Annotated in this window: 25 protein-coding genes; 7 read left to right on the top strand and 18 right to left on the bottom strand. The window is 49.9% G+C overall.

Going from position 1 to position 25,592, the window contains the following annotated elements; genetic code table 11:
* The first annotated feature begins 15 nt into the window (after positions 1–15).
* From KDX31_07630 to KDX31_07620, 3 genes are read left to right on the top strand one after another with little or no spacing between them, the layout of a single operon-like run.
* The gene (locus KDX31_07630; GenBank protein UTW04858.1) at positions 16–588 is read left to right on the top strand and encodes a PilZ domain-containing protein; all 573 of its coding nucleotides are present in this window, start codon (positions 16–18) and stop codon (positions 586–588) included.
* Positions 575–1,423: a DNA replication terminus site-binding protein gene (locus KDX31_07625; GenBank protein ID UTW04857.1), complete on the top strand. Its 849-nt coding sequence runs from the start codon at positions 575–577 to the stop codon at positions 1,421–1,423. Before KDX31_07630 ends, KDX31_07625 begins: the two co-directional genes overlap by 14 nt.
* A 32-nt stretch (positions 1,424–1,455) precedes the next feature.
* Positions 1,456–1,761 (top strand): hypothetical protein, encoded by a 306-nt coding sequence (locus KDX31_07620; protein ID UTW05328.1) that lies wholly within the window; start codon positions 1,456–1,458, stop codon positions 1,759–1,761.
* Between the two features lie 55 nt (positions 1,762–1,816).
* On the opposite strand, the gene sthA is transcribed toward KDX31_07620, so the two are convergent.
* The 10 genes from sthA to KDX31_07570 all read right to left on the bottom strand — a co-directional run bounded on the left by sthA (position 1,817) and on the right by KDX31_07570 (position 12,257).
* Complete coding sequence (sthA, locus tag KDX31_07615) at positions 1,817–3,217, bottom strand: Si-specific NAD(P)(+) transhydrogenase (GenBank protein UTW04856.1); 1,401 nt, start codon at positions 3,215–3,217, stop codon at positions 1,817–1,819.
* A 120-nt stretch (positions 3,218–3,337) separates the two neighbouring features.
* On the bottom strand, positions 3,338–3,577 hold the full coding sequence (nqrM, locus tag KDX31_07610; GenBank protein UTW04855.1) for a (Na+)-NQR maturation NqrM: 240 nt from the start codon (positions 3,575–3,577) through the stop codon (positions 3,338–3,340).
* A gap of 10 nt (positions 3,578–3,587) precedes the next feature.
* A complete protein-coding gene (locus tag KDX31_07605) occupies positions 3,588–4,625 on the bottom strand; it encodes an FAD:protein FMN transferase (GenBank protein ID UTW04854.1) in 1,038 nt (345 codons plus the stop codon).
* 6 nt (positions 4,626–4,631) lie between these two features.
* Positions 4,632–5,858, bottom strand: coding sequence for an NADH:ubiquinone reductase (Na(+)-transporting) subunit F (nqrF, locus tag KDX31_07600; protein UTW04853.1), 1,227 nt, complete (start codon positions 5,856–5,858; stop codon positions 4,632–4,634).
* Positions 5,859–5,895: 37 nt separating this feature from the next.
* Positions 5,896–6,504, bottom strand: a complete 609-nt coding sequence (gene nqrE, locus KDX31_07595) for an NADH:ubiquinone reductase (Na(+)-transporting) subunit E (protein UTW04852.1) — start codon at positions 6,502–6,504, stop codon at positions 5,896–5,898.
* The gene (locus tag KDX31_07590) at positions 6,504–7,163 is read right to left on the bottom strand and encodes an NADH:ubiquinone reductase (Na(+)-transporting) subunit D (protein ID UTW04851.1); all 660 of its coding nucleotides are present in this window, start codon (positions 7,161–7,163) and stop codon (positions 6,504–6,506) included. Before KDX31_07590 ends, nqrE begins: the two co-directional genes overlap by 1 nt.
* A gap of 3 nt (positions 7,164–7,166) precedes the next feature.
* The gene (locus tag KDX31_07585; protein UTW04850.1) at positions 7,167–7,955 is read right to left on the bottom strand and encodes a Na(+)-translocating NADH-quinone reductase subunit C; all 789 of its coding nucleotides are present in this window, start codon (positions 7,953–7,955) and stop codon (positions 7,167–7,169) included.
* A complete protein-coding gene (locus KDX31_07580; protein UTW04849.1) occupies positions 7,942–9,153 on the bottom strand; it encodes an NADH:ubiquinone reductase (Na(+)-transporting) subunit B in 1,212 nt (403 codons plus the stop codon). The genes KDX31_07585 and KDX31_07580 overlap by 14 nt, the downstream gene beginning before the upstream one ends.
* Positions 9,154–9,155: 2 nt before the next feature.
* Positions 9,156–10,493: a Na(+)-translocating NADH-quinone reductase subunit A gene (locus tag KDX31_07575; protein UTW04848.1), complete on the bottom strand. Its 1,338-nt coding sequence runs from the start codon at positions 10,491–10,493 to the stop codon at positions 9,156–9,158.
* Between the two features lie 327 nt (positions 10,494–10,820).
* Positions 10,821–12,257, bottom strand: coding sequence for a glyceraldehyde-3-phosphate dehydrogenase (locus KDX31_07570; protein UTW04847.1), 1,437 nt, complete (start codon positions 12,255–12,257; stop codon positions 10,821–10,823).
* Between the two features lie 274 nt (positions 12,258–12,531).
* On the opposite strand from KDX31_07570, the gene mfd reads away from it, so the two are divergent.
* Together mfd and KDX31_07560 are read left to right on the top strand one after the other, a co-directional pair.
* Positions 12,532–15,978 carry a transcription-repair coupling factor gene (gene mfd, locus KDX31_07565; protein ID UTW04846.1) on the top strand — a complete coding sequence of 1,149 codons (3,447 nt, stop codon included), beginning with the start codon at positions 12,532–12,534 and terminating at the stop codon, positions 15,976–15,978.
* A 2-nt stretch (positions 15,979–15,980) separates the two neighbouring features.
* Positions 15,981–16,724, top strand: coding sequence for a hypothetical protein (locus tag KDX31_07560; GenBank protein ID UTW04845.1), 744 nt, complete (start codon positions 15,981–15,983; stop codon positions 16,722–16,724).
* A gap of 80 nt (positions 16,725–16,804) precedes the next feature.
* On the opposite strand, the gene KDX31_07555 is transcribed toward KDX31_07560, so the two are convergent.
* From KDX31_07555 to sohB, 6 genes are all read right to left on the bottom strand, one after another.
* A complete protein-coding gene (locus tag KDX31_07555) occupies positions 16,805–17,209 on the bottom strand; it encodes a DUF2750 domain-containing protein (protein UTW05327.1) in 405 nt (134 codons plus the stop codon).
* 62 nt (positions 17,210–17,271) lie between these two features.
* Complete coding sequence (locus KDX31_07550) at positions 17,272–18,378, bottom strand: mechanosensitive ion channel family protein (protein ID UTW04844.1); 1,107 nt, start codon at positions 18,376–18,378, stop codon at positions 17,272–17,274.
* 21 nt (positions 18,379–18,399) lie between these two features.
* Positions 18,400–19,416, bottom strand: coding sequence for a beta-N-acetylhexosaminidase (nagZ, locus tag KDX31_07545; protein UTW04843.1), 1,017 nt, complete (start codon positions 19,414–19,416; stop codon positions 18,400–18,402).
* 24 nt (positions 19,417–19,440) lie between these two features.
* Positions 19,441–19,917: a L,D-transpeptidase gene (locus KDX31_07540; protein UTW04842.1), complete on the bottom strand. Its 477-nt coding sequence runs from the start codon at positions 19,915–19,917 to the stop codon at positions 19,441–19,443.
* Between the two features lie 20 nt (positions 19,918–19,937).
* Entirely contained in the window at positions 19,938–20,597 is a 660-nt protein-coding gene (locus KDX31_07535; GenBank protein ID UTW05326.1) for a TetR family transcriptional regulator, read from the bottom strand.
* A gap of 133 nt (positions 20,598–20,730) precedes the next feature.
* Positions 20,731–21,807, bottom strand: coding sequence for a protease SohB (gene sohB, locus KDX31_07530; GenBank protein UTW04841.1), 1,077 nt, complete (start codon positions 21,805–21,807; stop codon positions 20,731–20,733).
* A 124-nt stretch (positions 21,808–21,931) separates the two neighbouring features.
* On the opposite strand from sohB, the gene KDX31_07525 reads away from it, so the two are divergent.
* Positions 21,932–22,267 (top strand): SCP2 sterol-binding domain-containing protein, encoded by a 336-nt coding sequence (locus tag KDX31_07525; GenBank protein ID UTW04840.1) that lies wholly within the window; start codon positions 21,932–21,934, stop codon positions 22,265–22,267.
* Here KDX31_07525 and nudC read toward each other — a convergent pair.
* Positions 22,264–23,037, bottom strand: a complete 774-nt coding sequence (nudC, locus tag KDX31_07520; protein UTW04839.1) for an NAD(+) diphosphatase — start codon at positions 23,035–23,037, stop codon at positions 22,264–22,266. The genes KDX31_07525 and nudC overlap by 4 nt on opposite strands.
* A gap of 247 nt (positions 23,038–23,284) precedes the next feature.
* Here nudC and nhaB point away from each other — a divergent pair, with 247 nt between their 5' ends.
* Positions 23,285–24,784: a sodium/proton antiporter NhaB gene (gene nhaB / locus KDX31_07515; protein ID UTW04838.1), complete on the top strand. Its 1,500-nt coding sequence runs from the start codon at positions 23,285–23,287 to the stop codon at positions 24,782–24,784.
* Between the two features lie 79 nt (positions 24,785–24,863).
* Here nhaB and dnaQ read toward each other — a convergent pair whose 3' ends face one another.
* Complete coding sequence (dnaQ, locus tag KDX31_07510; protein UTW04837.1) at positions 24,864–25,583, bottom strand: DNA polymerase III subunit epsilon; 720 nt, start codon at positions 25,581–25,583, stop codon at positions 24,864–24,866.
* Between the last annotated feature and the right edge of the window lie 9 nt (positions 25,584–25,592).

The raw sequence follows: 25,592 nt of genomic DNA, 5'->3' as shown, positions 1-25,592 counted from the left end.
CACGAGGGCTGTATTTTGAATCAGGAACGACGTCAGTATTTCCGCATTAATGGCAAAGTAGCAGTCGACTACAAAGTCATCACGGAAGATGAGATGCAACACGGCCGACTGCCTACGCAGTTTCAGGTATCGCCTTTCTTTTTACTGCTGACTCAACTTCACGAATTCAGCCATGATAACAGCTACCAGTTGCGCAAGATTGCCCAAAAAGACCCGATGGTCGCGTCTTATCTTGAGAACATGAACAATAAGATCGATGCCATCGCACACGCCATTGCCAAGAGTGATGTTGAGTTCGAAAACCTGTCTGCACAAGAAATCAACCTGAGCGAAGGGGGATTGAGTTTTTTCAGTAGCGAAGCGATCCCAGTGAACAGTTACCTGGCACTTAAGGTTGTATTTGAAGATACCTATACCGGCCTGCTACTCTACGGACAAGTGCTCTACAGCGGCGAACAGGAGGAAGACGGACAATATAAAATTGGTGTAGAGTTCAGTGACCTGCCCGAAAGCAGTCGCTTAATTGTTGCCCGTTATATTCTAACCAGCCAGTCCCGCGAACGACAGCAGAGTGATGAGCAGTACTAGCGCTGTCGAACTATTAGAAAGCCTGAATCAACTCAATCAGGAACTTCTCAGCTTTTCAGAACAACTACTCAAAAGCACACTTCCCTTTTGGTTACCGGGAGAAACTGCCTGCAACCTGAAACAGGCGGCGAGCCTATATACTGATATCTGGTATCGGGATGGGCAGGACGGACGGACTACAATCAGTCAACACGGAATAATTGGCGCTAATCCTGAACTGATTGAGGCCACTCAGAGACTTAATCACGCCAAATCCTGCTTTCAGCAACTCGCTACCCGCTATCGCTTAAGTCAGTCAGCCGAAATTCTGCAGACGTTACACAAAAGAAGTGAAACGATCGCCGCACTGCTGCATCGCCATGGCGCATCAAGAATTCATCTCAAGCAGTGTTATCGACAAATTCCTGTTTTTGATACCTGCCCCTCGAGAATAGGCTTCAGCTGGTATACCAGTGGCCGCAGCATTCGCAAACTAACGCCCAGGGAAGCTGAGGAAAAACTGCTTAAAATGGACACCAGCCAGGCGCATATTCAGATACAGTTACAGGCAGTTGGCCAGCTACACCCCGGAGATATGCTCGCACAGGTACAAAACCAGGTACCGGTCATGCGCGCCAATCCGGTCTGGAAACAGAAGGAACATACGCTGAGAAAAGCACAAAACACATCACTGCCGATTATTATCGCCCTTAACAGTGATAATCCCTCTTTGCCCGCGTATAATGAGCCTCCGCTTACCCCGCCTGAGGCCCGCAGCCGACTCGAGCGCAGTGATCTGAAGATCGATCCGCAACCGTTTCTGCCAAGCATCAGAGTACACCGTTACCTTGGATAATCAATTTTATGTCCGGAAGCTCAAACAACAACCTGAATGACAGCACACATAACAAGCTACTGCATCACATTGCAACCGGATTTGGTTTACTGTTTCTTATCGCGTATTACCTGATAATCGATAGCAGCGGATTTTATGACTGGGTGATGACCCAGATGCCAGAGAAATACTCAGGTGCCGGGTTGATGCTCGGCATTATGATCGCCATGACGCCAGCCTTCTTCATTTGGAAACATTACAACCGCTGGGTTGAAAGAAAACTTGGTGTAACCGGAAAATATTATGAAGATGGATTTTATAAGGCCCCGGAAAAGCCCGACGACAATAAAACTGATTAAGTAACAAACATAAAAAAACCGCCCTAGGGCGGTTTTTTTATCATCGCAGGGCGATTTACAGATTAGATATACGGTTCAGACCGGCAATTGCCGCTACCCGGTAGGCTTCAGCCATGGTCGGATAGTTAAAGGTGGTGTTAACAAAATAGTTGATTGTATTCGCCTCCCCCGCCTGATTCATAATCGCCTGACCGATATGCACAATCTCTGAAGCCTGATCGCCGAAACAGTGGATACCCAATATGGCCAGCGTATCCCGGTTGAAGAGAATTTTCAGCATACCCACCGGCTCACCCGATATCTGGGCGCGGGCTGTGTCTTTGAAAAAAGCCTGACCCACTTCATAAGGCACACACTCCTCTGTCAGTTGCTCCTCTGTCTTACCAATAGAGCTGATCTCAGGAATGGTATAGATACCCGTTGGTACATCGTTGATGAAACGGAAGTCATCAGCATTGAGCATGTCAGAGGACGCTGCACGGCCCTGATCAAGCGCGGCTGAAGCCAGCGCAGGCCAGCCGATGACATCACCACAGGCATAGATCCCTTCTGACTTGGTACGGTAGTGCTCGTCAACCTCAATCTGTCCCCGGCCGTTAGCCTCAAGACCAATATTTTCCAGCTTTAACCTATCGGTATTACCGCTTCGTCCGTTACACCAGAGGAATGCATCCGCACGGATCATCTTGCCAGAACGCAGTGTCAGGGTTACCCCGCGCTCATCAGCGACGACTTTTTCATAGACTTCATTATGACGAATCTTAACCGCATTGTTACGCAGGTGATAACTCAGGGAATCGGAGATCTCAGCATCAAGGAAAGACAACAACCGATCCATTGAGTCTATCAGGTCAACTTTGACACCCAGCCCGCTGAAGATAGAGGCATATTCTGAACCGATAACACCGGCGCCGTAAATAATCAGGGTCCTGGGGGTATGACTCAGGGTGAGTATAGTGTCACTGTTATAGATTCGTGGATGGTTAAAATCGATGTCATCCGGTTTATATGGCCGTGAACCGGTAGCGATAATGATATTTTTCGCCCGCAGGGTTTCATTACCCTTAACAGTACCGGTCACCAGCACCGTATTCTTATCAGCAAACTCCGCTTTGCCGAAAAACAGATCGATCCGGTTCCGGGCATAGAAGTTGGTGCGCATCATAACCTGGTTGGAGATCACTTTTTCGGCGCGCTTGAGTACTTTTGGAAAGGAGAACCAGCGTGGCTCTCCAATATCACGGAACATAGGGTTAGTATTAAACTCGATGATCTGCTTAACTGAGTGACGCAACGCCTTGGATGGGATAGTTCCCTTATGCGTACAGTTGCCGCCCACAGAGTCCTGTGACTCGATGACAGCTACACGACGTCCCTTCTTCGCCGCATTCATTGCCGCGCCTTCACCGGCGGGACCGGATCCGATTACAATGACATCATAGTCATATACAGCCATCACTTTCCCCTATTATCTATTAATTTTTATAAACTTTTTTAAGACTCAACGAAACCAGATACTTTTAAGCAGAGAGTCGACTCTGAATTAGCAGGCAGAAGTCCGATCTGATTGCCCGGCTTAGCGGGCATTTTTGGCATCATAGGCGAGATCAGCAATATCCTCTTTACGGCTCTGCTTATCCTGCTCTTCATCGCAGCGGTTCTGATCACCACCACAGATAGGGCACTCTTCATCGATCCCCACATTGGCCAGACCACCACAGGAGCCGGCAATCGGCTTACGCCCCATCATTACACCGACAGACATAGCGGCAACAACTAATATCAAAACAACAAAAGACAAAATCATAGTACTCATAGATCTTTCCTCACTCCACCAGGTAATCTTTAAACCCCGGTGTCATCTTCTCGATAAAGCCCTCATCGGCCTTTATAATCATTAACGCTTCAACACCTTGGTCTTCAGCGTAGGCTTCTGCCTTTTCAGGACCCAACACCATCATTGCGGTCGCCAGTGCATCAGCACTAGCACAATCACTGGCCAGCACGGTCACAGACGCCAGTTTATGACGGATAGGCATACCGGTTGCCGGATCTATTGTATGGGAAAAACGGATACCGTTTTCCTCGAAGTAATTGCGATAATCGCCTGAGGTGGCAATACCTACATCTTTAACTTCAATTATACGCTGAACCTGACGCTCACCGGAAACCGGAGCTTCTATCGCTATTTTCCAGTGACTGTTATCCGGCTTAACACCCCGGGCTCTCAGCTCACCACCAATCTCTACCAGATATGCGGTAATACCCGCGTTTTCGAGCAGCTCAGCAACCTTATCGACACCATACCCTTTAGCAATCGCAGACAGGTCAATATAAACGTTACGCTGCCGGTTTAACCGGTTACCGGAAAGCTCAATATAGTGGGAACCCACCCGCTGCTGCAGCAGAGTTATCTCCTGCTCATCCGGCGCATGAATAACACGACCATCCGGACCAAAGCCCCACAGATTAACAAGCGGTCCGACCGTGACATCAAATGCGCCGGCGGATGATTCGCTAATCTCTAAAGCTTTTTTTAATACCTGAGTCAGACCTTCAGACAGGGCGACAGACACACCTGCCGGCATCTGATTGATGCGGCTCAGTTCTGAATCCTTCTGGTAGGTAGACATACTGTTATTGACCGCAACCAGCAGCTGATCGATCTGTGCCGGTAGCCTTGCATCTCTATCAGCATCAGAAGACACCCACTTCACGGTGAAGCTGGTACCCATCGTCGGACCCTGATGGCTGACAATCTGAGGTTGTTTACTACACCCGGAAAGGAGCGTAAACAATAGAAACGAAGCGGCCAGCAGCAGAGCTGCCGGCCGTTTATTTAGTTGCCTGTTTAATTCAGACATCAATGATCAGCCACCGAAGTCGTCGAGGTAGATGTTTTCACGCTCAACCCCCAGATCAACCAGCATCTGGATTACAGCAGCATTCATCATCGGAGGCCCACACATGTAGTATTCACAATCTTCAGGAGCCTCATGGTCCTTCAGATAGTTTTCATATAACACGTTATGGATAAATCCGGTCATACCATCCCAGTTGTCTTCAGGCTGAGGGTCTGACAGCGCCAGATGCCACTGGAAGTTATCATTCTCTTCCTGAAGCAGATCATACTCTTCATTGTAGAAGCACTCACGTAGTGAACGAGCACCATACCAGAAAGAGATCTTACGCTTAGAGTTGAGACGCTTCAGCTGATCGAAGATATGCGAACGCATCGGCGCCATACCCGCACCACCACCGATAAAGACCATCTCGTTGTCGGTATCCTTGGCAAAGAACTCACCAAATGGTCCATAAACGGTAATCTTATCACCCGGCTTCAGGCTGAATACATAAGACGACATGATACCCGGTGGGTAATCTGTCCCCGGAGGTGGAGAGGCGATACGGATGTTAAATTTAACCACCCCACGCTCTTCCGGATAGTTCGCCATGGAGTATGCACGAATAGTGTTTTCGTCCACCTTCGACACATACCGCCACTGATCAAACTTATCCCAGTCACCACGATATTCCTCTTCGATATCGAAGTCTTTGTAATGCACTTCATGAGGAGGACATTCCAGCTGAACATAACCACCGGCACGGAAGTCTACGTTCTCACCTTCCGGCAGACGCAGGGTCAGCTCTTTGATGAAAGTAGCAACGTTAGGGTTGGATTCAACCGTACACTCCCACTTTTGAACACCAAAGATCTCTTCTTCCAGTTCAATCTTCATATCCTGCTTTACAGCAACCTGACAGGAGAGACGCCACCCTTCTTTTGCCTCACGCATAGTGAAGTGAGATTCCTCTGTTGGCAACATTGAGCCACCACCATCGAGAACCTGACACTTACACTGCGCGCAGGTACCACCGCCACCACATGCAGACGGTACGAAAATACCCGCATTCGACAGAGTCTGAAGCAGCTTATCACCAGCAGCAACAGTTACGCTCTTGTTTGGGTCATCATTAATGGTGATGGTCACATCACCACTGCTAACCAGTTTTGAACGGGCTGCCAGAATTACCGCGACCAGTGCAAGCACTACCGCGGTAAACATGACAACGCCGAGAACGATTTCTGCATTCATTAGCTTAATCCTTCTTTAGTTGATCATGCGACAGCAATTACAGCTGCACGCCGGAAAAAGACATGAAACCCAGGGACATCAGACCAACAGTGATGAAGGTGATACCCAGGCCACGCAAACCTTCCGGTACGTCGCTGTATTTCAGTTTTTCACGGATACCTGCCAGAGCGGTGATCGCCAACGCCCAGCCAAGACCCGCACCCGTACCATAAACAACAGACTCACCAAAGGAGTAGTCACGCTCCACCATAAACAGTGCCGCACCCATAATGGCGCAGTTCACGGTAATCAGCGGCAGGAATACACCCAGTGCGTTGTAGAGTACAGGTACATACTTATCCAGGAACATCTCCAGAATCTGTACAATCGCAGCGATTACACCGATATAAGAGATATAGCCCAGAAAGCTCAGATCAACTTCAGGATAACCGGCCCAGGCCAGCGCACCTTCACGAAGCAGCAGATTATAGATCAGGTTATTGATCGGTGTTGTGATCGCCAGAACCACAATAACGGCAATACCCAGACCGATAGCCGTCTGAACCTTCTTTGATATCGCCAGGAATGTACACATCCCCAGAAAGAAGGCCAGCGCCATGTTTTCAACAAAGATCGCCTTAACAGCAAGGCTGATATACTGTTCCATTACACAGCCTCCTTCTGAGTGTTCTTAGCAAGCTCGAACTCGGGCGCTTCAACCTGATCTTTCTTAAAGGTACGAACCAGCCAGATAAACATGCCGATGATGAAGAACGCACTTGGCGGTAACAACATCATACCATTAGCCATGTACCAACCACCGTCAGTGACCAGCGGTAAAACTTCGATGCCAAAGAGTTTACCCGCACCAAACAGCTCGCGAAGGAAACCAACAAAGATCAGCACTACACCGTATCCCAGTCCGTTACCGATACCATCGAGGAAGGCGATCCCCGGAGGGTTCTTCATCGCGAAGGCTTCAGCACGGCCCATTACGATACAGTTAGTAATGATCAGACCCACGAATACCGAAAGCTGCTTAGAAATATCATAAGCATACGCTTTCAGAATCTGGTCAACTACGATTACCAGAGATGCAATGATGGCCATCTGACAGATAATCCGTATATTGCCCGGGATCTGATTACGAATAACGGAAATAAACAGGTTTGAAAACGCTGTTACCACCGTTACCGCGAGGGTCATTACAAACGCTGTACCCAGGTTTGAGGTTACCGCCAGAGCGGAACAGATCCCCAGGATCTGCAGCCCGATCGGGTTATTGTTAAAAATCGGTCCAATCAGGACATCTTTAACTTGAGACATAATTTACGCCCCCCCTGCTTTCAGATTTGACAGGAATGGCGCATAACCATTCTCACCCATCCAGAATTTAACCAGATTAGATACACCGTTACTGGTCAAAGTCGCGCCGGCAAGTCCATCCACCTGATGCTTAGCAGAGGCAGAGGCAGGATTAACATTGCCTTTAACCAGTCCTAACGCTGGCACCATAGAACCGGCAGGATAGACCTGCTTACCAGGCCACAGCGCTTTCCAGTTTGGATTATCAACTTCGCCACCCAGCCCCGGAGTCTCAGCGTGTGAATAGAAGCCAAAACCAACAACCGTATTAAGGTCTGCTTCTAACGCCAGGAAGCCGTACAAAGTAGACCAAAGGCCATAGCCATGGACCGGAAGGATCAGTTTATCAAAGCCTTCACCGCCCTGCTTCTTAACCAGGTATACCGGCATCACTTTTGCCTGATACTTGATTGAAGCGATATCTACGCCGCGCTCCAGAGCAACACCAGTGTCACTCTCCTTAGCCGCTTTACGCGCATCGTAACGGGCAGGATCATCCACTTCAGTGTATTGACCGGAACGCAGATCGACAAAACGCTTTTCAATCAACTGATCGAATAGTGCTGGAATATCCTGACCTGCAGTGGCAATACCTGCTGCAGCAAGGATATTAGTCTGACGGTCAAGGTTCTTGTTAGCTACCTGTTTAGGCTTAAGCAGCACTGCTGACGCTGATACAACAACGGAGCAGACCACACAAAGCAAAACAGCAACGGTAATTGTTCTACCGATGGAATCTTTACTTGCTGACATTGCGTAGAGCCCTCCGCTTGATGTTCGCCTGAACGACAAAGTTATCGATCAGTGGCGCAAACAGGTTACCGAACAGAATCGCCAGCATCATCCCCTCAGGGAAGGCCGGGTTAACTACCCGAATAAGAACAACCATCACACCGATCAGTGCTCCAAAGAACCACTTGCCGGTATTTGTCATAGAAGCTGAGATCGGATCGGTTGCCATAAAGAACATACCGAAAGCAAAGCCACCCAGCACCATATGCCAGTAAAACGGTAAGGCAAACATCGAATTAGTATCGGATCCGATGATGTTAAACAGGGTAGCCATCACGGTCATACCCAGGAACACACCGGCGACAATACGCCATGCAGCCACCTTAGCAATCAGCAATACAGCGCCACCCAGCGCAACGGCAAAAGTAGACACCTCACCGACAGATCCCTGAATGGTGCCGATAAAGGCATCAAACCAGGTGATATTCTGCGCCAGAATAGCATCAACACCACCCGCAGCAGCAAGACCCAGAGGTGTAGCACCAGAGAAGCCATCAACGGCAGTCCAGATCGCATCGCCTGACATCTGCGCAGGGTATGCGAAGAACAGGAAAGCACGACCCGTCAGAGCGGGGTTAAGGAAGTTTTTACCGGTACCACCGAAAACTTCTTTACCAATCACAACGCCGAAGCTGATACCCAGTGCGACCTGCCACAACGGAATCGTTGGCGGCAAAATCAGGGCAAACAGAATAGAAGTAACAAAGAAGCCTTCGTTTACTTCGTGTCCACGCTTCATTGCGAACAGCACTTCCCAGAAACCACCGACAACAAAGGTCGTCAGATAGATAGGCAGCCAGTACATCGCACCGTGAATGATGTTATCCCACAGGCTGTCCGGGTTAAAACTGGTGAACAGCGCTGTAAGGCCACCCTGCCAGGTTGACGGTTCAGTGATTCCCAATGTTGCCATTGCAGTATTAGCCTGCAGACCAACATTGTACAAACCAAACAAGACAGCAGGGAAAGTACACATCCATACCAGGATCATCATTCGTTTAAGGTCAACTGCATCACGAACGTGGGCAGCTGTCTTAGTCACATGACCCGGAGTGTAGAAAATAGTATCGGCGGCTTCATACAGCGCATACCAGTTTTCATACTTGCCGCCTTTATGGAAATGCGGCTCCATTTTATCAAGAATATTTCTTAAGCTCATGATCAGGCCTCTTTCTCGATACGCGCCAGATTGTCGCGAAGGATTGGGCCGTACTCATACTTGCCCGGACAGGCAAATGTGCACAGCGCGAGGTCTTCTTCGTCCAGCTCAAGGCACCCCAGATCCATCGCATGAACGATATCGCCGGTCACCAGAGCACGCAACAGCTGCGTAGGAAGAATATCCAGCGGCATCAGTTCTTCGAACTGCCCCACCGGCACCATGGCCCGTTCGGAACCATTAGTCGTCGTGGTGAAGTTAAACTTCTTAGACGGACTCAGCTTGGAAAGGAACATATTCAGAACAGAGAACTTATTCGCACCCGGTACTATCCAGCCCAGCAGCTCACGCTGATCGCCCTCTTCCAGCACAGTCACCTGGCTGGCGTAACGGCTAAGATAACCCAAAGGTCCGGCAGAATTTCGGCCATTCCAGACAGAACCACTGATAACACGATTATTTTCACCTTCAGTACGTCCTGCCAGTAGCTCATCCAGGCTTGCACCCAAACGCGTACGTACCAGAGTAGGTTGATTAACCTGAGGACCGGCAATCGCAACAACACGATCGGTAAACAGCTCACCTGTCGTAAACAGCTGACCAAACGCGATGACATCCTGATAGCCGATAGTCCAGACAGTTTTAGTCGCTGATACCGGATCCAGGAAGTGAATATGGGTACCCGCGTTACCTGCCGGATGCTTGCCAGCAAACTCTTCGACCGTCACCCCGTCAGCTGTGGGTATGTTTGCTCCCTCAGCCTTACACAGAAACACTTTACCTTCAGTCAGGCGGGTTAATACCGTCAGACCATTAACAAAGGCTTCTGTCTGCTCAGCGATAATCACTTCAGGATTCGCTGCCAGAGGATTTGTATCTGTCGCAGTAACAAAGATCGACGCAGGCTGAGTGCCTGGCTGTGGAACCTTGCTGAATGGACGTGTACGCAGTGCAGTCCAGGCTCCGGATTTAACCAGATTATCCTGAACCTGCTCAGCTGTCAGCGAAGACAACTGAGATACTTCATATTTCGAAAATTGCTCTGCTTCGTTGCCATCAATTTCAACAACAACCGATTGCAGAACCCGTCGATCACCACGGTTGATCTCTTTAATCACACCCGCAGCTGGTGCTGTAAAATCCACACCTTCCGTTTTCTTATCGGAAAAGATCACTTGACCGAGTTTTACCCGATCTCCCACCTTGACCCGCATCGTAGGCTTCATGCCTGGATAATCGAAGCCGATCACGGCGACAGACGTAACCTCAACAGCTGCCGAAACAGTCTGCTCAGGAGTGCCTGTTATAGGTAGATCCAGACCCTGTTTGATCTTGATCATCCGCCTCACCCAATCTCTATTATAATTTTTTCAGGATCCCGTCCCGCAAAGCACGATGCCTCCGACTCTGCAACATTGTCCCCTGATGTCACAAACCAAAGCAAAAACCCTACAAAGCACGGGATAACCCCAACCCAAAAACCGGTTAAGTATAAAGATCGGGAGGTAATTTTTCTACAAGAGCGACCATTAAAGGTGACTTTTAGGTCATTAATCGCAAAGCATTGATAGAACTTTAAGATATATAAATATTCTTTTTATGCATATGAAGAAAAAACCAATAAAAAACCGCCTCTTAGGGCGGTTTTCCGTTAGCCTAAAGTCTTATCAGACCTTGGCTTTAGGGAACGCAGGCAGGGTGCATTTAGCCATACGCTGAGCCATACGAATCACCTGACAGCTGTAACCAAACTCATTGTCGTACCATACATAAAGTACGCAACGATTGCCTTCACCGATAGTTGCCAGAGCATCAACAACACCCGCAGCACGAGAGCCAACAAAGTCAGAAGATACCGCTTCCGGAGAGTTGCTGTAATCGATCTGCTTCTGCAAAGGAGAGTGCAATGCCATCTCACGCAGATACTCATTCAACTCTTCTTTATTGGTCTCAGAATCAAGATTCAGATTCAGAATCGCCATTGAAACGTTTGGTGTAGGAACACGGATCGCATTACCGGTCAGCTTACCCTCAAGCTGAGGCAACGCCTTGGAAACCGCTTTTGCAGCACCCGTCTCGGTAATAACCATGTTCAGACCGGCCGCACGACCACGACGATCACCTTTATGATAGTTATCAATCAGGTTCTGATCATTGGTATACGCGTGAACAGTCTCAACGTGCCCATTGGTCACACCATACTTAGCATCGATCGCTTTCAGTACAGGCGATATAGCGTTAGTTGTGCATGAAGCGGCAGACAGAATGGTATCACTGTCGTCGATATCGCCATGGTTAACACCCATAACGATATTCTTAATGCCTTTACCCGGCGCAGTCAGGGCAACCTTGGCAACACCTTTAGATTTCAGATGCAGTGACAGACCTGCTTCATCACGCCAGATACCAGTGTTATCCAGCACCAGTGCGTTATCGATACCGTACTGAGTGTAATCAACCTGATCAGGACCGTCAGAGTAGATAACCTTAATCAGATTGCCGTTAGCGATAATCGCCTGATTCTCTTCATCGACCTGAATCGTTCCGCGGAAAGAACCGTGAACAGAGTCGCGGCGCAGCAGGCTGGCACGCTTCTCCAGATCATTGGAAGCCTTACCCTTACGCACAACGATAGCACGCAGGCGCAGAGACTGTCCGCCACCGGTACGCTCAATCAGCAGACGGGCGAGCAGACGACCGATACGGCCAAAACCGTAAAGAACAACATCCGTAGGTTCTGAAGCAGCACCACCAATTGCAGGCGCCAGTTCAGTTGCCAGGAAATCTTCTACAGATACGCCATTGGCTTCCTGCTGGAATTTGACCGCCAGCTTACCCACGTCAACGTGTGCATTCTTAACATCAATCTTATCCAGAGCAGTCAGAATAGGATGCGTATCAATGACTGACAGCTCCTGCTCTTCAACCTGACGCACATAGCGGTGTGCTTTTATCACATCAACAACGGAACGCTTGATGATAAGACGACCATATACAGATGTCTCAACGTTCTTGTCACGGTACAGACGACCAACCAAAGGGATCATCTCTTCAGCTAATGCTTCGCGACCTTTCCAGTCAGCTAACACTTTATCTTGGCTCACGGCTCACTCCAAAAAGGTAGTAGTCAATATAGCAGTCAATTTTTGCTGGGCGCATTATCACCTTTTAACCCTCCGTGAGCAAATCAGAAACACTACACTTTAGGGCTATATTTCAGATTAATGTCACAAACATGTCGTATTAAGACAAATCCACCTCACCGCAGGACGGTGAGATTATAGGCTGTACTTTTGCCCCACGCGCCGTAAGATAAGCGGCCATATCACACCAGTATTTCGCACAGAAGCGCGTGCCCGTTCATGGAGTTTGTTGTCAGTGTTTAAAGATGAATATCAGTTACCCAAGTCAGCCGGTGACATCCGACGGATCGGCAACCTCTCTGGTAGCGGCCGCGGCATGCTGGCCACAGAGATTGCCAGTCAGCACTCAGGACTGATTCTCTGTATCACCAATGACAGTGACAGCGCCACACGGCTTGAATCTGAGATACGATTCTTTAGCAACAACGATGCCGAATGCATGCTGTTTTCCGACTGGGAAACCTTGCCTTACGATAACTTTTCGCCACATCAGGATATCATCTCAGAGCGACTCAACACTCTGTACAGACTGCCGCAGATGCAGCGCGGTCTATTGATTATTCCAGCCAGCACGCTGATGCAGCGAGTGGCCCCACAACAATTCCTCGATAGCAACTCCCTGATCCTCGATCAGGGCCAGTCATTCAATCTGGACGAGATGCGCCGCAAGCTCTCCGATGCCGGCTATCGTCTCACAGAAACCGTCTATGAACATGGCGAGTTCGCCATCCGCGGCTCAATCATTGATATCTTTCCGATGGGTAGTAGCACCCCCTACCGGATCGAACTGTTTGATGATGAGGTTGACACTCTGCGCAGCTTCGATCCTGAAAGCCAGCGCTCAGTAGATAAAGTCGACAAGATTCGCGTACTGCCTGCAAAAGAGTTTCCTTTCGATGAACTTTCAATTCGTAATTTTAAGCAGCGCTGGCGGGAAACCTTCGACGTAGACTATAAACGCTGCTCCGTATATCAGGATGTAAATGACGGTATCAGCCCGCCCGGCATCGAGTATTACCAACCACTATTCTTTGATGTCAGCGCAACCCTGTTTGATTACCTGCCGGATAATGTCCTGATTCTCACCGAAACCAATCTGGAGGATCACTGCACTCAGTTCTGGGGGGAAGTACAGGAGCGCTACGAGGAACGGCGCTATGATATAGAGCGCCCCATTCTGCCGCCTGACAGATTGTTTATACCCGCCAATGAGCTGTTTGGCACGCTGAAAAAAATGCAGCGCATTCAGCTGCAACAGAACAAAACCCAGGCAAGACCGGAGTCCGGCCGCTACAACCTGAGCCTGTCAGAACCACCCGAACTCACCATCAATGCCCAGGCGGCAAGTCCGTTGTCTGCGGTCAACAACTTCCTGTCGAAAACCCGTGACCGGGTACTGTTTTGCGCCGAATCCGCCGGACGCCGCGAAGCACTGATCGAGCTGCTCGGACGCATCAACATCAAACCCCACCCGGTTGATAGCCTGCAACAGTTTTTCAGTGATGGCTATCCGGTCAACATCTGTATCTTCCCACTGGAACAGGGCCTCAGCGCACCGGGCAAATTCCATCTGATCACCGAAACACAACTGTTTGGCCACCAGGTCTTTCAGCGCCGCCGCCGCTCCAGAGAGCAGGAGCAATCAGATCAGATAATCAAGAACCTGACCGAACTGAGTATCGGAGCACCGGTCGTCCATATTGATCACGGCGTCGGTCGTTATCGGGGCCTGGTTACGCTTGATCTCGACGCGCAAACCTCAGAATTCCTTAAACTTGAATATGCAAACGAAGCCAACCTCTATGTTCCGGTCACCTCGCTACACCTGATTAGCCGCTACTCCGGTGCTGGCGACGAGCTCGCCCCCCTCCACCGACTGGGTACAGAACAATGGAGCAAAGCGCGCCGCAAGGCCGCCGAAAAGGTTCGCGATACCGCTGCAGAGTTACTGGACATTTATGCCCGTCGCGCAGCACGCCGAGGCCACCAGTTCGATTCACCGGACGAACATTATGCCAGCTTCAGCGCCGCATTCCCTTTTGAGGAGACCGTGGACCAGGCCACCGCCATCCAGGCTGTCATAAAAGATATGCAATCGGAACAGCCTATGGACCGGCTGATTTGCGGCGACGTAGGCTTCGGTAAAACAGAAGTCGCAATGCGCGCTGCGTTTATAGCAGTACAAAGCAACAAACAGGTGGCCATACTGGTACCCACCACCCTTCTGGCACAACAACACTATGAGAATTTTCGCGATCGCTTTGCCGACTGGCCGGTGAATGTAGAACTAATCTCCCGGTTTCGCTCCGGCAAACAGAGCAACGCGGTCATAGAATCTCTCAAAGAGGGGAAAACCGATATTGTTATCGGAACCCATAAGCTACTGCAGGGTGATATCAAATTCAGCGATCTCGGACTGCTGATCATCGATGAGGAACACCGCTTTGGCGTACAACAGAAAGAGCGACTGAAATCACTCCGCTCGGAGGTTGATATTCTCACTCTGACCGCTACACCGATCCCCCGGACACTCAACATGGCAATGTCCGGCATCCGGGATCTGTCGATTATCGCCACCCCTCCCGCCCGGCGCCTGTCGGTTAAAACCTTTGTACGCCAGGCTGATAAAGCACTGAAGAAGGAAGCGATTCTGCGAGAACTGCTGCGTGGCGGACAGGTATACTACCTGCATAACGAAGTTAAGGATATCGAGCAGAGTGCTGCCGAAATAAATGAACTGGTGCCCGAGGCCCGGGTAGGTATCGGCCACGGACAGATGCGCGAGCGTGAACTTGAACAGGTGATGTCAGACTTTTACCACAAACGCTTTAATGTGCTGGTCTGCACCACGATTATCGAAACCGGTATCGATGTACCGAATGCTAATACGATCATCATCGATCGGGCCGATAAGTTCGGTCTGGCACAACTTCACCAGCTACGGGGACGGGTTGGCCGCTCCCACCATCAGGCATATGCATACCTGATGACCCCCCACCCTAAAGCGATGACCACCGACGCAGCTAAACGGCTGGAGGCGATTACCAGCGCCGATGAGCTGGGTGCCGGCTTCACCCTTGCGACCCATGACATGGAGATTCGCGGCACCGGTGATTTGCTGGGTGAAGGCCAGAGCGGCCAGATTCAAAATGTAGGTTTCTCCCTCTATCTTGAGATGCTGGAGCAGGCTGTTGAAGCGATACGGGAAGGAAAAACGCCCAACCTTGAAGCCCCACTAAAACAGGGTACAGAGATCAACCTACGCGTTCCCGCTCTGATTCCGGACGACTATCTGCCAGATGTCCACAACCGTCTGATCATGTATAAACGGATCGCCAACGGCAAAAACGAGACCGAACTGAAAGAGCTGCAGATCGAGATGATCGACCGCTTCGGCATACTCCCCGAGCAAACCAAAAACCTGTTCCGCCAGACACTACTGAAACTCCACTGCGAGCAGCTAGGTATCAGTAAAATTGACGCCGGAGACACCGGAGGACGAGTCGATTTCGAAGCTGACACCACGGTAGATCCATTCAAACTGGTTCAACTGGTACAACAACAGCCACAAAAATTTCAGTTTGGCGGCGCCAGTCAGCTGAAGTTCACGATAAAGATGGATAAAATAGAGCAGCGCTTTAAAGCTGTGGAACAGCTACTTCAGCAATTGACCGGGAATTAAAAATGACCAAGCTCACTTCAGGGATTGTACTGGCTCTGACCCTGATTCTGCTCAACAGCAGCACTGTTCAGGCCGATACCTCAGACTATAAGGTCGAACTGCTGATTTTCAGCCATAAATCTTCAGATGCATTGAGTGATGAGATCTGGCCGGACATCGATTCAATCCCACAACGCCGTAGCCGCTCTCTGAAGTACAATCAGCAGGGCCAGAACAGCGCGTATTTCACTCGCCTGCCAAAATCAGCACTGTCGCTGAGCAACAAACAGGCCAGCCTCAGACGTAGCTCACTGTACCGGGTACTTTTTCATGAAGCCTGGATCCAGCCCATCGGCGAGACAAAGGGAGAGCACGTGGTCAGACTCAATGGCGGCGAGATTCTCGACAATGGACTATATGAACTGGATGGCTACATCTCCATTGATAAAGCCCGCTACCTGCATTTTCGCAGCGATCTGTTCCACAGCCGCCGACTCAGTCCAGAAGAAAGCCTGATGCTGCTAAAGCCCTCACCCGGCCCGACTCTTACAACCAATACTGAAACAAGCCCTGAGACCATCACCGGAATGCCAGTCACGCAACTACAAGACAGCAGCACCAATGGCAACCGCTACCTGACTCAGACCCGCATACCGGATTTTATCACCGTAGAGATGGAAAGCGCCCGGCGGATGCGCAGAAACGAGTTACACTACCTTGATCACCCGCTATTTGGCATGCTGGTAATGATATCGCCAGCTGAATAACAAAAACGGAGCATTAAGATGCTCCGTTTTTTATTGCCTGAGTAATTTCAATTATTCAGCACACCAACCGACAGTCCAGATTATTTTTTCCGCGAGCGTTTTACCTCCCGGGTGAGCATCATATCAAGCTCCTCCGGCCAGACCACCAAGCCATCTTCATCCTCTCCGCCATCCGGCAGCGGGAAAACGACGACTGCAAAGCCATCATCTTCCAGACCCGGAGTCCAGCGGTGATTCCACTGTTTAAGCGTGATTGACATCGCCTCACACTCAGACCACTCGCCGGTTGCCCACTGCTCTGCAAACGCCAAATCAGGCCACACCGGCACACAATCCTCATCATCGGTATTCAGCATTACACTGCCATGCTCATCCGTCAGGATCCACAGCTCTCCGGTTTCAACCACCCGACCAATCAAATAATCGAAGCGCTGCTCCGCATCCAGTCCGGCAATCCGGTCCAGCTCATTCTGCTCAACAGCCACACAACCTCCAACGCCCTGTCGGGCAAACAAAGAAGCACCTGACTGGGGTGCTACTGTAAATATTATTGCGCCGGCTCAGTCTGAGGCTCAGCACTTTCGAGATGAATCGTCTGAGTAGGAAAGGCAAAATCAGCCCCGTGCTCATGAACAATCCTGATTATCTGACCCATCACATCCTGTTTCACTTCGTGAAAGTGCACCCAGTTTGTGGTTTTGGTAAAGGTATAGACGAAGAACTCCAGCGAATAGGCGGCAAAGCTGTTGAGGTTTACAATCAGCGTCTGACGCTCATCAATCTCAGGGTGATTAATCAGCATATCCCTGACATCATTAATAACCGCTTCGATCAACGCGGAGTCCTCATAACGCAGACCGATCTTTTCATAGATCCGGCGATTGGTCATCCGTGAGGGGTTTTCCAGCGATATACTCGCGAACGTGCCATTAGGCACATAGAGGGGACGCTTATCAAATGTCCGGATACAGGTCAGTCGCCAGCCAATACTTTCTACCGTACCTTCAATCTCTTTGTCGGGTGAACGCACCCAGTCACCGACTTTAAACGGCCGATCGAGGTAGATCATCAGGCCACCAAAGAAATTGGCCAGCAGATCTTTGGCGGCAAAGCCCACTGCTATGCCGCCGATTCCGCCAAAGGCAAGTACACCGGAAATACTGTAACCAAACGTCTGCAGCACGACTAAAACAGACGTAATGATGATGGAAAGCCGCAGCAATTTACCCAACGCACCAACGGTCGTTTCGTCCATCGGGTTCTTGACTTTTTCTTCACTCACCAAGGCCCCTTCAGCCTGACGGATAAAGCGGATCAGGAACCAGGCGATCATCACAATCACCAACCCCCTGCGTAGCGGTTCGACCACACTCACCACAATGGTGTCTGCACCCGGATCCGTCAGCTCGAATGCCAGACTAAGACCCAACACCCAGATAAGCAGGGCGATTGGGCGACGCGCAGCATGAAGTAAAATGTCATCCCAGACATTGCTGGTCTTTACAAGCTGCGCTTCTAGACGGCGAAACACCCGGTTAGAGATAAAATTTGCCAGCATAGTGAGAAAAACGACAACAAACACCTGTAAAACCCAGGCATCAGCATAACCGGACAAACCCAGTTGTGTGAAAATCTGCGAAAGCTGCTCCTGCATTATATCGCTCCGAAACGTCTATTAAATATTTGTTAACTGATGAGCCAAACCTGATGCACGCTGCCAGCGCTCAGTGCCGCGAATCTCATCAATAGTATAATGGTCTGTTGCACGCATCCGCTGAATTCGATTCGATCCCGGATGACCGGCCTCTTCCAGACACCTCAACACCTGAAGGGCTGCGGAGCGATTATTGCACACCAGCAACATGTCGCAACCAGCCTCCAGTGCCTGTGCTGCACGTGCCTCATAGCCGCCCGCTACGCTGGCCCCCTCCATGGTCAGGTCATCACTGAAAACAACACCATCAAAGCCCATTTCCCGACGCAACCGCTGACCAATCCAGTAAGGCGAAAAGCCTGCTGGCCGATCATCAACTTGCCGATAGATCACATGAGCAGGCATCAGCGCATCCAGCCCCTGCTGCATCAGGCTGGCAAATGGAACCAGATCCTGAGCCTCAATGTCAGCCAGACTGCGCTCATCAACCGGAATATCCAGATGTGAATCCGCCGCTACCCAGCCATGCCCCGGAAAATGTTTGCCGGTTGAGGCCATTCCCGCCTGCCGCATCCCTTTAATAAATGCGCCGGCTAACGCCACCACCTCTTCAGGCCTGGCAGAAAACGCCCGATCACCAATCACCTGACTAACACCAAAATCAAGATCAAGCACCGGAGCAAAACTAATATCAATACCATAAGCAACCAGCTCAGCAGCCATCAACCAGCCCAGCTCAGTCGCTACCTCCAGCGCATGATCCCTGTTTTCACTGTACAGCCCCCCCAAAACAGCCATCGGCGGCAAACGCACAAACCCCTCACGAAACCGCTGCACCCGCCCTCCTTCCTGATCAACGGCGATCAGTATCTGCGGAGCACAGAGACGAATCTCATGCACCAAGTCGGATAACTGCTGAGGGGACTGATAATTTCGGCTAAACAGGATAAGACCACCCACCTGAGGGTTCTGCAGAAGGTGTTTATCCTCCTCCGTCAGACTCAGACCGGCGATGTCCAGCATCAATGCTCCAGACATTGGTATTTTACTCTTCTGTTAAAACTATTCGATTACGACACAGGTACCAACGCTCACGCGCTCGAACAGATCGGCAATATCGCTATTGCGCATACGGATACAACCATGGGACAACGGCTGCCCCATCGGCTCACTGTCCGGCGTACCGTGAATGTATATATAGCGTTGCATTGTATCAACGCTGGACAACCGATTGCGACCTATTTCACAGCCAGACAACCAGAGAATGCGGGTTAATATCCAGTCACGCTGAGGATAACGCAGGGATAACTTCTCAGAATAGATCTCACCCGTATCACGACGAGCCACAAAGACGGTATTCAGAGGCTTATTCGCACCTATCTTTGCACGAATCAGATGCTTACCCCGGGGGGTGCAGCCGCTGTTTTTTTGCTCGCCTGCCCCATTCAAAGCAGTTGAAACAGGGTAGCGAAGAAGACATACAGAGTCCCGCCACAGCTCCAGGCTCTGACGGTTTATTGATATCCGGATATAACACATAAACCGGCTTTCAGTATCCGTCAAAGACGGCTGAATGGAGTATGTTCTGCACGCGCTTGCAGGCCTGCCACCAGCACTGGAATCATGCGATGCAGCGTGAGTTCAATCTCAGCCGACCGCTCAAATTCACGCATTTCAATTGCGACCAGCGTCTGGAAATTAGACAGGGTAAAAATGACTGACCCCATCAGAAAATGCAACCTCCAGAAGAACTCATCATCGCCCATCACTGCGCTGTCTTTTCGCAACAGCTCAATAAACTCTGCAAAAGAACCGCGGTAACGGGTGACCATCGCATCACGCAACTCCTCCTGATTCTTCATATAGATGAGCTCCAGTAACCGCATAAATACAGGTAGCGCATACTGTCTGGCCTTACCTAACTGAAGCAACGTGCGCATCAGCATTTCTAACAGCTCTTCCGAGGTTATAGTACCGCCCTTCTCATCCGCCTGACGCTCACTCAACAAGCGCTGCAAATCAGCCATCAATGGCGCGATATACTTTTCGGCGACCACGGCAATCAGACCCTTCTTAGAACCGAAGTGATAATTTACCGCCGCCAGGTTAACGTTTGCAGCGCTTGTAATTTCCCGCATCGTTGTCTCAGCAAAGCCCTGCTCGGCAAACAGAACTTCTGCAGACAACAATATCTTTTTTGCGGTCACTGACTGTCGCATTGATGCTCCCATATCCGGGTTGTGAATCTCAGCAGAATCACTCAAATAAAAACAGCTTCATATGTTTGAAACTTTTACAATCACATTATAGGTAACAATCAGGGAAATACTGGATTTTCCCCTACCAATTTGGTTACTTAGCCAATAAATGGGAATTTAAAATACGCCCTGCCCACTTCGTAAAAAGAGTGTCAGTTGTTTTAATCGACAGATCTGAAATACGATCTTGCAGCGTTTTCTTATACTCATACCGAACCGTATAGACATCAGCGTCCTCACATGCCTGGGTCAGGTATTCATCGCTGGTAGAGATTTCATCAATCAGATTCACATCCAGAGCCCGGCGACCAAACCAAACCTCGCCAGTAGCAACTTTTTCCAGATCAACCTGCGGCCGAAACTCGCCAACAAACTCTTTAAACAGGCTGTGTGTATCTTCCAGATCTTCAATAAACTTCTGCCGTCCCTTTTCGGTATTTTCGCCCATCACCGTCAGGGTGCGCTTATACTCACCCGCGGTAAGCACTTCATAGTCGATATCATGTTTTTTCAGCAACCGGTGAAAGTTAGGCAGCTGCGCCACAACACCGATCGATCCAAGAATAGAGAATGGTGCCGCAACAATCTTATCAGCCAGACAGGCCATCATGTAGCCACCACTGGCTGCCACCCTATCGACACAGACAGTCAGTGGCACACCCTGACGCCTGATACGCTCAAGCTGAGACGAAGCAAGACCATAGCTGTGAACCATTCCGCCAGGGCTTTCCAGACGAATAACCACTTCATCCTTCTCAGTCGCCATTGTCAGCACTGCGCTAATCTCCTCTCGCAGCGGCTCAAGTTCCGAAGCTTTAATGTCTCCATCAAAATCCAGCACAAACACCCGTTTCCGCTCCGGCTCAGATTCCGGCTGCACCTGACCTTTTTTCAGGGCTTTCTTGCGCGCTTTAGCAGCCTGCTTTTCCTGCTTCTCTTCAGCCTTCAGCTGCTGTTTATAGACCTCGCTGTCCAGCACTACCTCTTTCAGTGCGTGCTCCATATCCTCCAGCGTTTCATTCATACTATGGATACTGAGATACCCTTCTTTACTGTCTTTTTTATTCCGCGATGCTACCGCCCCTACTGCAACAATAACGAGGATAAACGCACCAACCACCGTCAGCGCTTTCGCCAGAAACAATCCGTAACTTGCCAGAAAATCGACCACCTAACACTCCAGATGTTTAAGCCCTTTTTGGGCAATTCAATATATTGATTTATGGTCGGGTAATGTACCATACAACCCACTGAGGCAATATCACTGAATGTAAAATTGGAGAGCTGAATCAAACATGTCTGATGTAATCACTGTCACCCGGGTTATCGAGAAGCTTTCCAGTCGTTTTATTCCGGAAAACACCGTCGCAGTAGTGGCCACCTTTCAGTTCTTACTCAGCGATGCCGATGATTTCTATTTCACCATCGCCGACCAGCAACTCACTGTCGCCCATGGAGAGCATCAGGACCCTGATATTACGCTGATTACCAATAGCGATACCTTTATTCGCGTGGTAACCGGTGAAAAAGATGGCATGAGCGCCTACCTGACAGGCAAACTCAGGGCCGAAGGCAATGTGATGCTGGCAACACAACTGGGCAAGTATTTCAGCAAAGAGAAGCGGAGCTAACCCTCCACTTCCCAGCGACTCCTGAACTCATCAATCAGATGACGGGAGATAGTAAAGGGCGGCGGAATCGGCGTCTCATCAAGCTCACTGTAATGAAACCAGCGCGCATCAACAATTTCACCGGGCTCCGGCACGATATCCCCGGACACATACTCTGCAAAGAACCCCAGCATCAGCGAATGGGGAAAAGGCCAGGACTGACTGCACTGATAGCGGATATTGGTTACTTCGACACCGACCTCCTCCCTAACCTCTCGCGCCAGCGCATCTTCCGCACTTTCACCCGCCTCAATGAACCCCGCAAGCGTGCTGTACCGGGGCTCTGTAAAGCGTATACCCTGAGCCAGAATGCAATACTCGCCACGAATCACCAGCGTAATAATACAGGGAGATAACCTTGGGTACTGAATCAGACCGCAACCATTACACTGCTTAGCCAGATCCTGAAGGTGGTGGGATAAAGCCCCTCCACAGCGGGGGCAGAAGCTGTGGTCCCGGCTCCAGGTCACTACCTGGACAGCCCTAGAAAGCAATGGAAACATCGATTCGCCGCAGCGCGATAACAGCTGCCGCAGGTTCAAACCCGAGGTCTCATGTCGCAATTGGTCATCCGGCATAACAACCAGCCTTACCTGACGTTCCGGCAACAAAGTCAGATCATACTCTTCCAGCGCGAGCCGATGATCCCAGCAGGGTTGAGCAAATAACCAGCACCCTTGCAGGTCAGACCAAATCTGTCCCCCTGCTGAATATATATATTCAATTTTCATAACATTTTGCAGAACCTAAACAAAAACAAACCAATAAACAGTGATTTCAGGCATATAAGCCACCTGAAAACTAAGGTATTCTTAACAGGTTAAGCAGACTTTTGATTTAACACAACTCCTGCTAACCTACGTCAAAATCATAATAACTATCACTACTTTACTTGCATTGGAAAGACTGTAATCACTAGAAATAACATGATGTACAGAAACTTTCCATAGGCCCGAATTGGCACAGGACCCCGTATCGATGACCACAACCCAGGCTCTTATAAAGAACTTCCTTGGCAACTCACCTATCTGGTACAAACAGGCCATTGTACTTTTTCTTATTCTAAACCCGATTCTACTCTATACCGTCGGGCCTGTGATCACAGGCTGGATGCTGATATTCGAATTTATCTTCACTCTGGCGCTGGCGCTGAAGTGTTACCCGCTTCAGCCCGGCGGCTTACTCGCCCTTGAAGCGATTATTATCGGACTGGCAAGCACAGAGACGGTATACCATGAAGTTGAAGCAAACCTTGAAGTAATCCTGCTGCTGATGTTCATGGTAGCGGGCATCTACTTTATGAAGAATATGCTCCTCTGGGTATTTACCAAACTCCTGCTGAAAATCCAATCCAAAATGCTGCTGTCACTGATGTTTTCGCTGTTTGCTGCGGTTTTGTCAGCCTTTCTTGATGCTCTGACCGTTACAGCTGTGCTGATCAGTGTTGGTGTTGGTTTCTATGCGGTGTATCACAAAGTCGCATCAGGCAAGCAGTTCCACCATGAAGCGCACGATCATGGCGATGATGAAACCGTACATATGGATCATCATGAAGCACTGGCACAGTTCCGGGCATTTCTGCGCAGCCTGCTGATGCACGGTGCAGTGGGCACAGCGCTGGGTGGCGTCTGCACACTGGTCGGAGAGCCACAGAACCTGCTAATCGCACAAAAGGCGGGCTGGGATTTTGTCGAGTTTTTTGTACTGATGGCTCCGGTAACGATGCCCGTTCTTGCTGCCGGCCTGATAACCTGCATGCTACTGGAAAAAGTGAAATGGTTTGGTTACGGCGCCGATATCCCTCTCTCTGTACGAACAATCCTCGAAGACTTTGCGGCGGAGCAGGACAAGAAATTAACCAAGTCTGACAAACTGGCGCTGTTTGTTCAGATTCTGGTAGCTATATTCCTGGTACTGGCCCTGGCTTTCCATCTTGCTGCCGTTGGCCTGATCGGACTGACGGTGATCATTCTACTGACTGCATTTAACGGCATTGTAGAGGAGCATCAGATTGGTAAAGCCTTTGAAGAAGCGCTGCCATTTACCGCTCTGCTGGTGGTTTTCTTCTCAATTGTTTCGGTGATCCACGAGCAACACCTGTTTCAGCCTATTATCGCCTCTGTACTGGCAATGGATACTCAGGTTCAACCGGGCATCTTCTTTATTGCCAATGGCGTGCTGTCAGCGATCTCAGATAATGTCTTTGTCGCAACGGTGTATATCAATGAAGTGATGGCGGCTCTGAATGAGGGCTCGATCAGTCGTGAGCATTTTGACCTGCTGGCGATCGCAATCAATACCGGTACCAATATCCCGAGCGTAGCGACCCCTAACGGACAAGCCGCATTCCTGTTCCTGCTAACCTCGGCGCTGGCACCGCTGATTCGGCTCTCTTACGGCACCATGGTATGGATGGCGTTGCCCTATACGGTGGTCATGAGCGTTACCGGCTATCTTGCAGTGACACACTTCCTGTAAACAAGCCAGTAAGCATCAGGACATACTGATACAAAAAAAGCAGGCTTAAAGCCTGCTTTTTAGTGTCCAACACAGACCCCTAACCGGCCTCAGGGGGCTGCTCCCCTATCTGACTCCAGATACTGCCGCCCTTGCTATCGAGGCGCCCGATATAACCACTGTGAGCCTCCAGCTCCTGGTTATCAGCCCGTATAACGCTCAAATTCATAGCTGAGGTATCAAGACGCCGTATCTGATCAACACCGTCATCACCATCTTCCTCACCAGCCAGCATTAGATTTTTCTGACCACCGGTGAGCATCAGATAAACATCGGCAAGAATCTCCGAGTCAAGCAAGGCTCCGTGCAGCTCCCGATGACTGTTATCGATACCGTAGCGACGACACAGGGCATCAAGATTGTTTTTCTGGCCGGGATGCTTCTTACGGGCAATAGCCAGAGTATCGGTCACCTGGCAAAAATCGTGGACACGCTCCTGGTGATTATTCAACCTCAGTTCGTTATCGATAAAGCCAACATCGAACGCTGCATTATGAATAACCAGATCGGCTCCGCGAATAAAATGCAGAAACTCATCCTGAATCTCTTCAAAGCGCGGTTTATCATCCAGAAACTCATTGGTGATACCGTGCACCTGAATCGCTTCTTCATCAATCAAACGATCAGGCTTCAGGTAGCGGTGATAGGTACGCCCTGTCAGTCGGCGGCCTACCATCTCGACACAACCGATCTCAATAATCCGGTGCCCCTCTTTCGGGTCTATGCCGGTGGTTTCCGTATCCAGTACAATTTGTCTCATAACTTATCT

Origin of the sequence: Amphritea atlantica, assembly GCA_024397875.1 — a bacterium.
Lineage (GTDB): Bacteria > Pseudomonadota > Gammaproteobacteria > Pseudomonadales > Balneatricaceae > Amphritea > Amphritea atlantica_B.
This window is presented reverse-complemented; position numbering and strand designations above follow the sequence as displayed.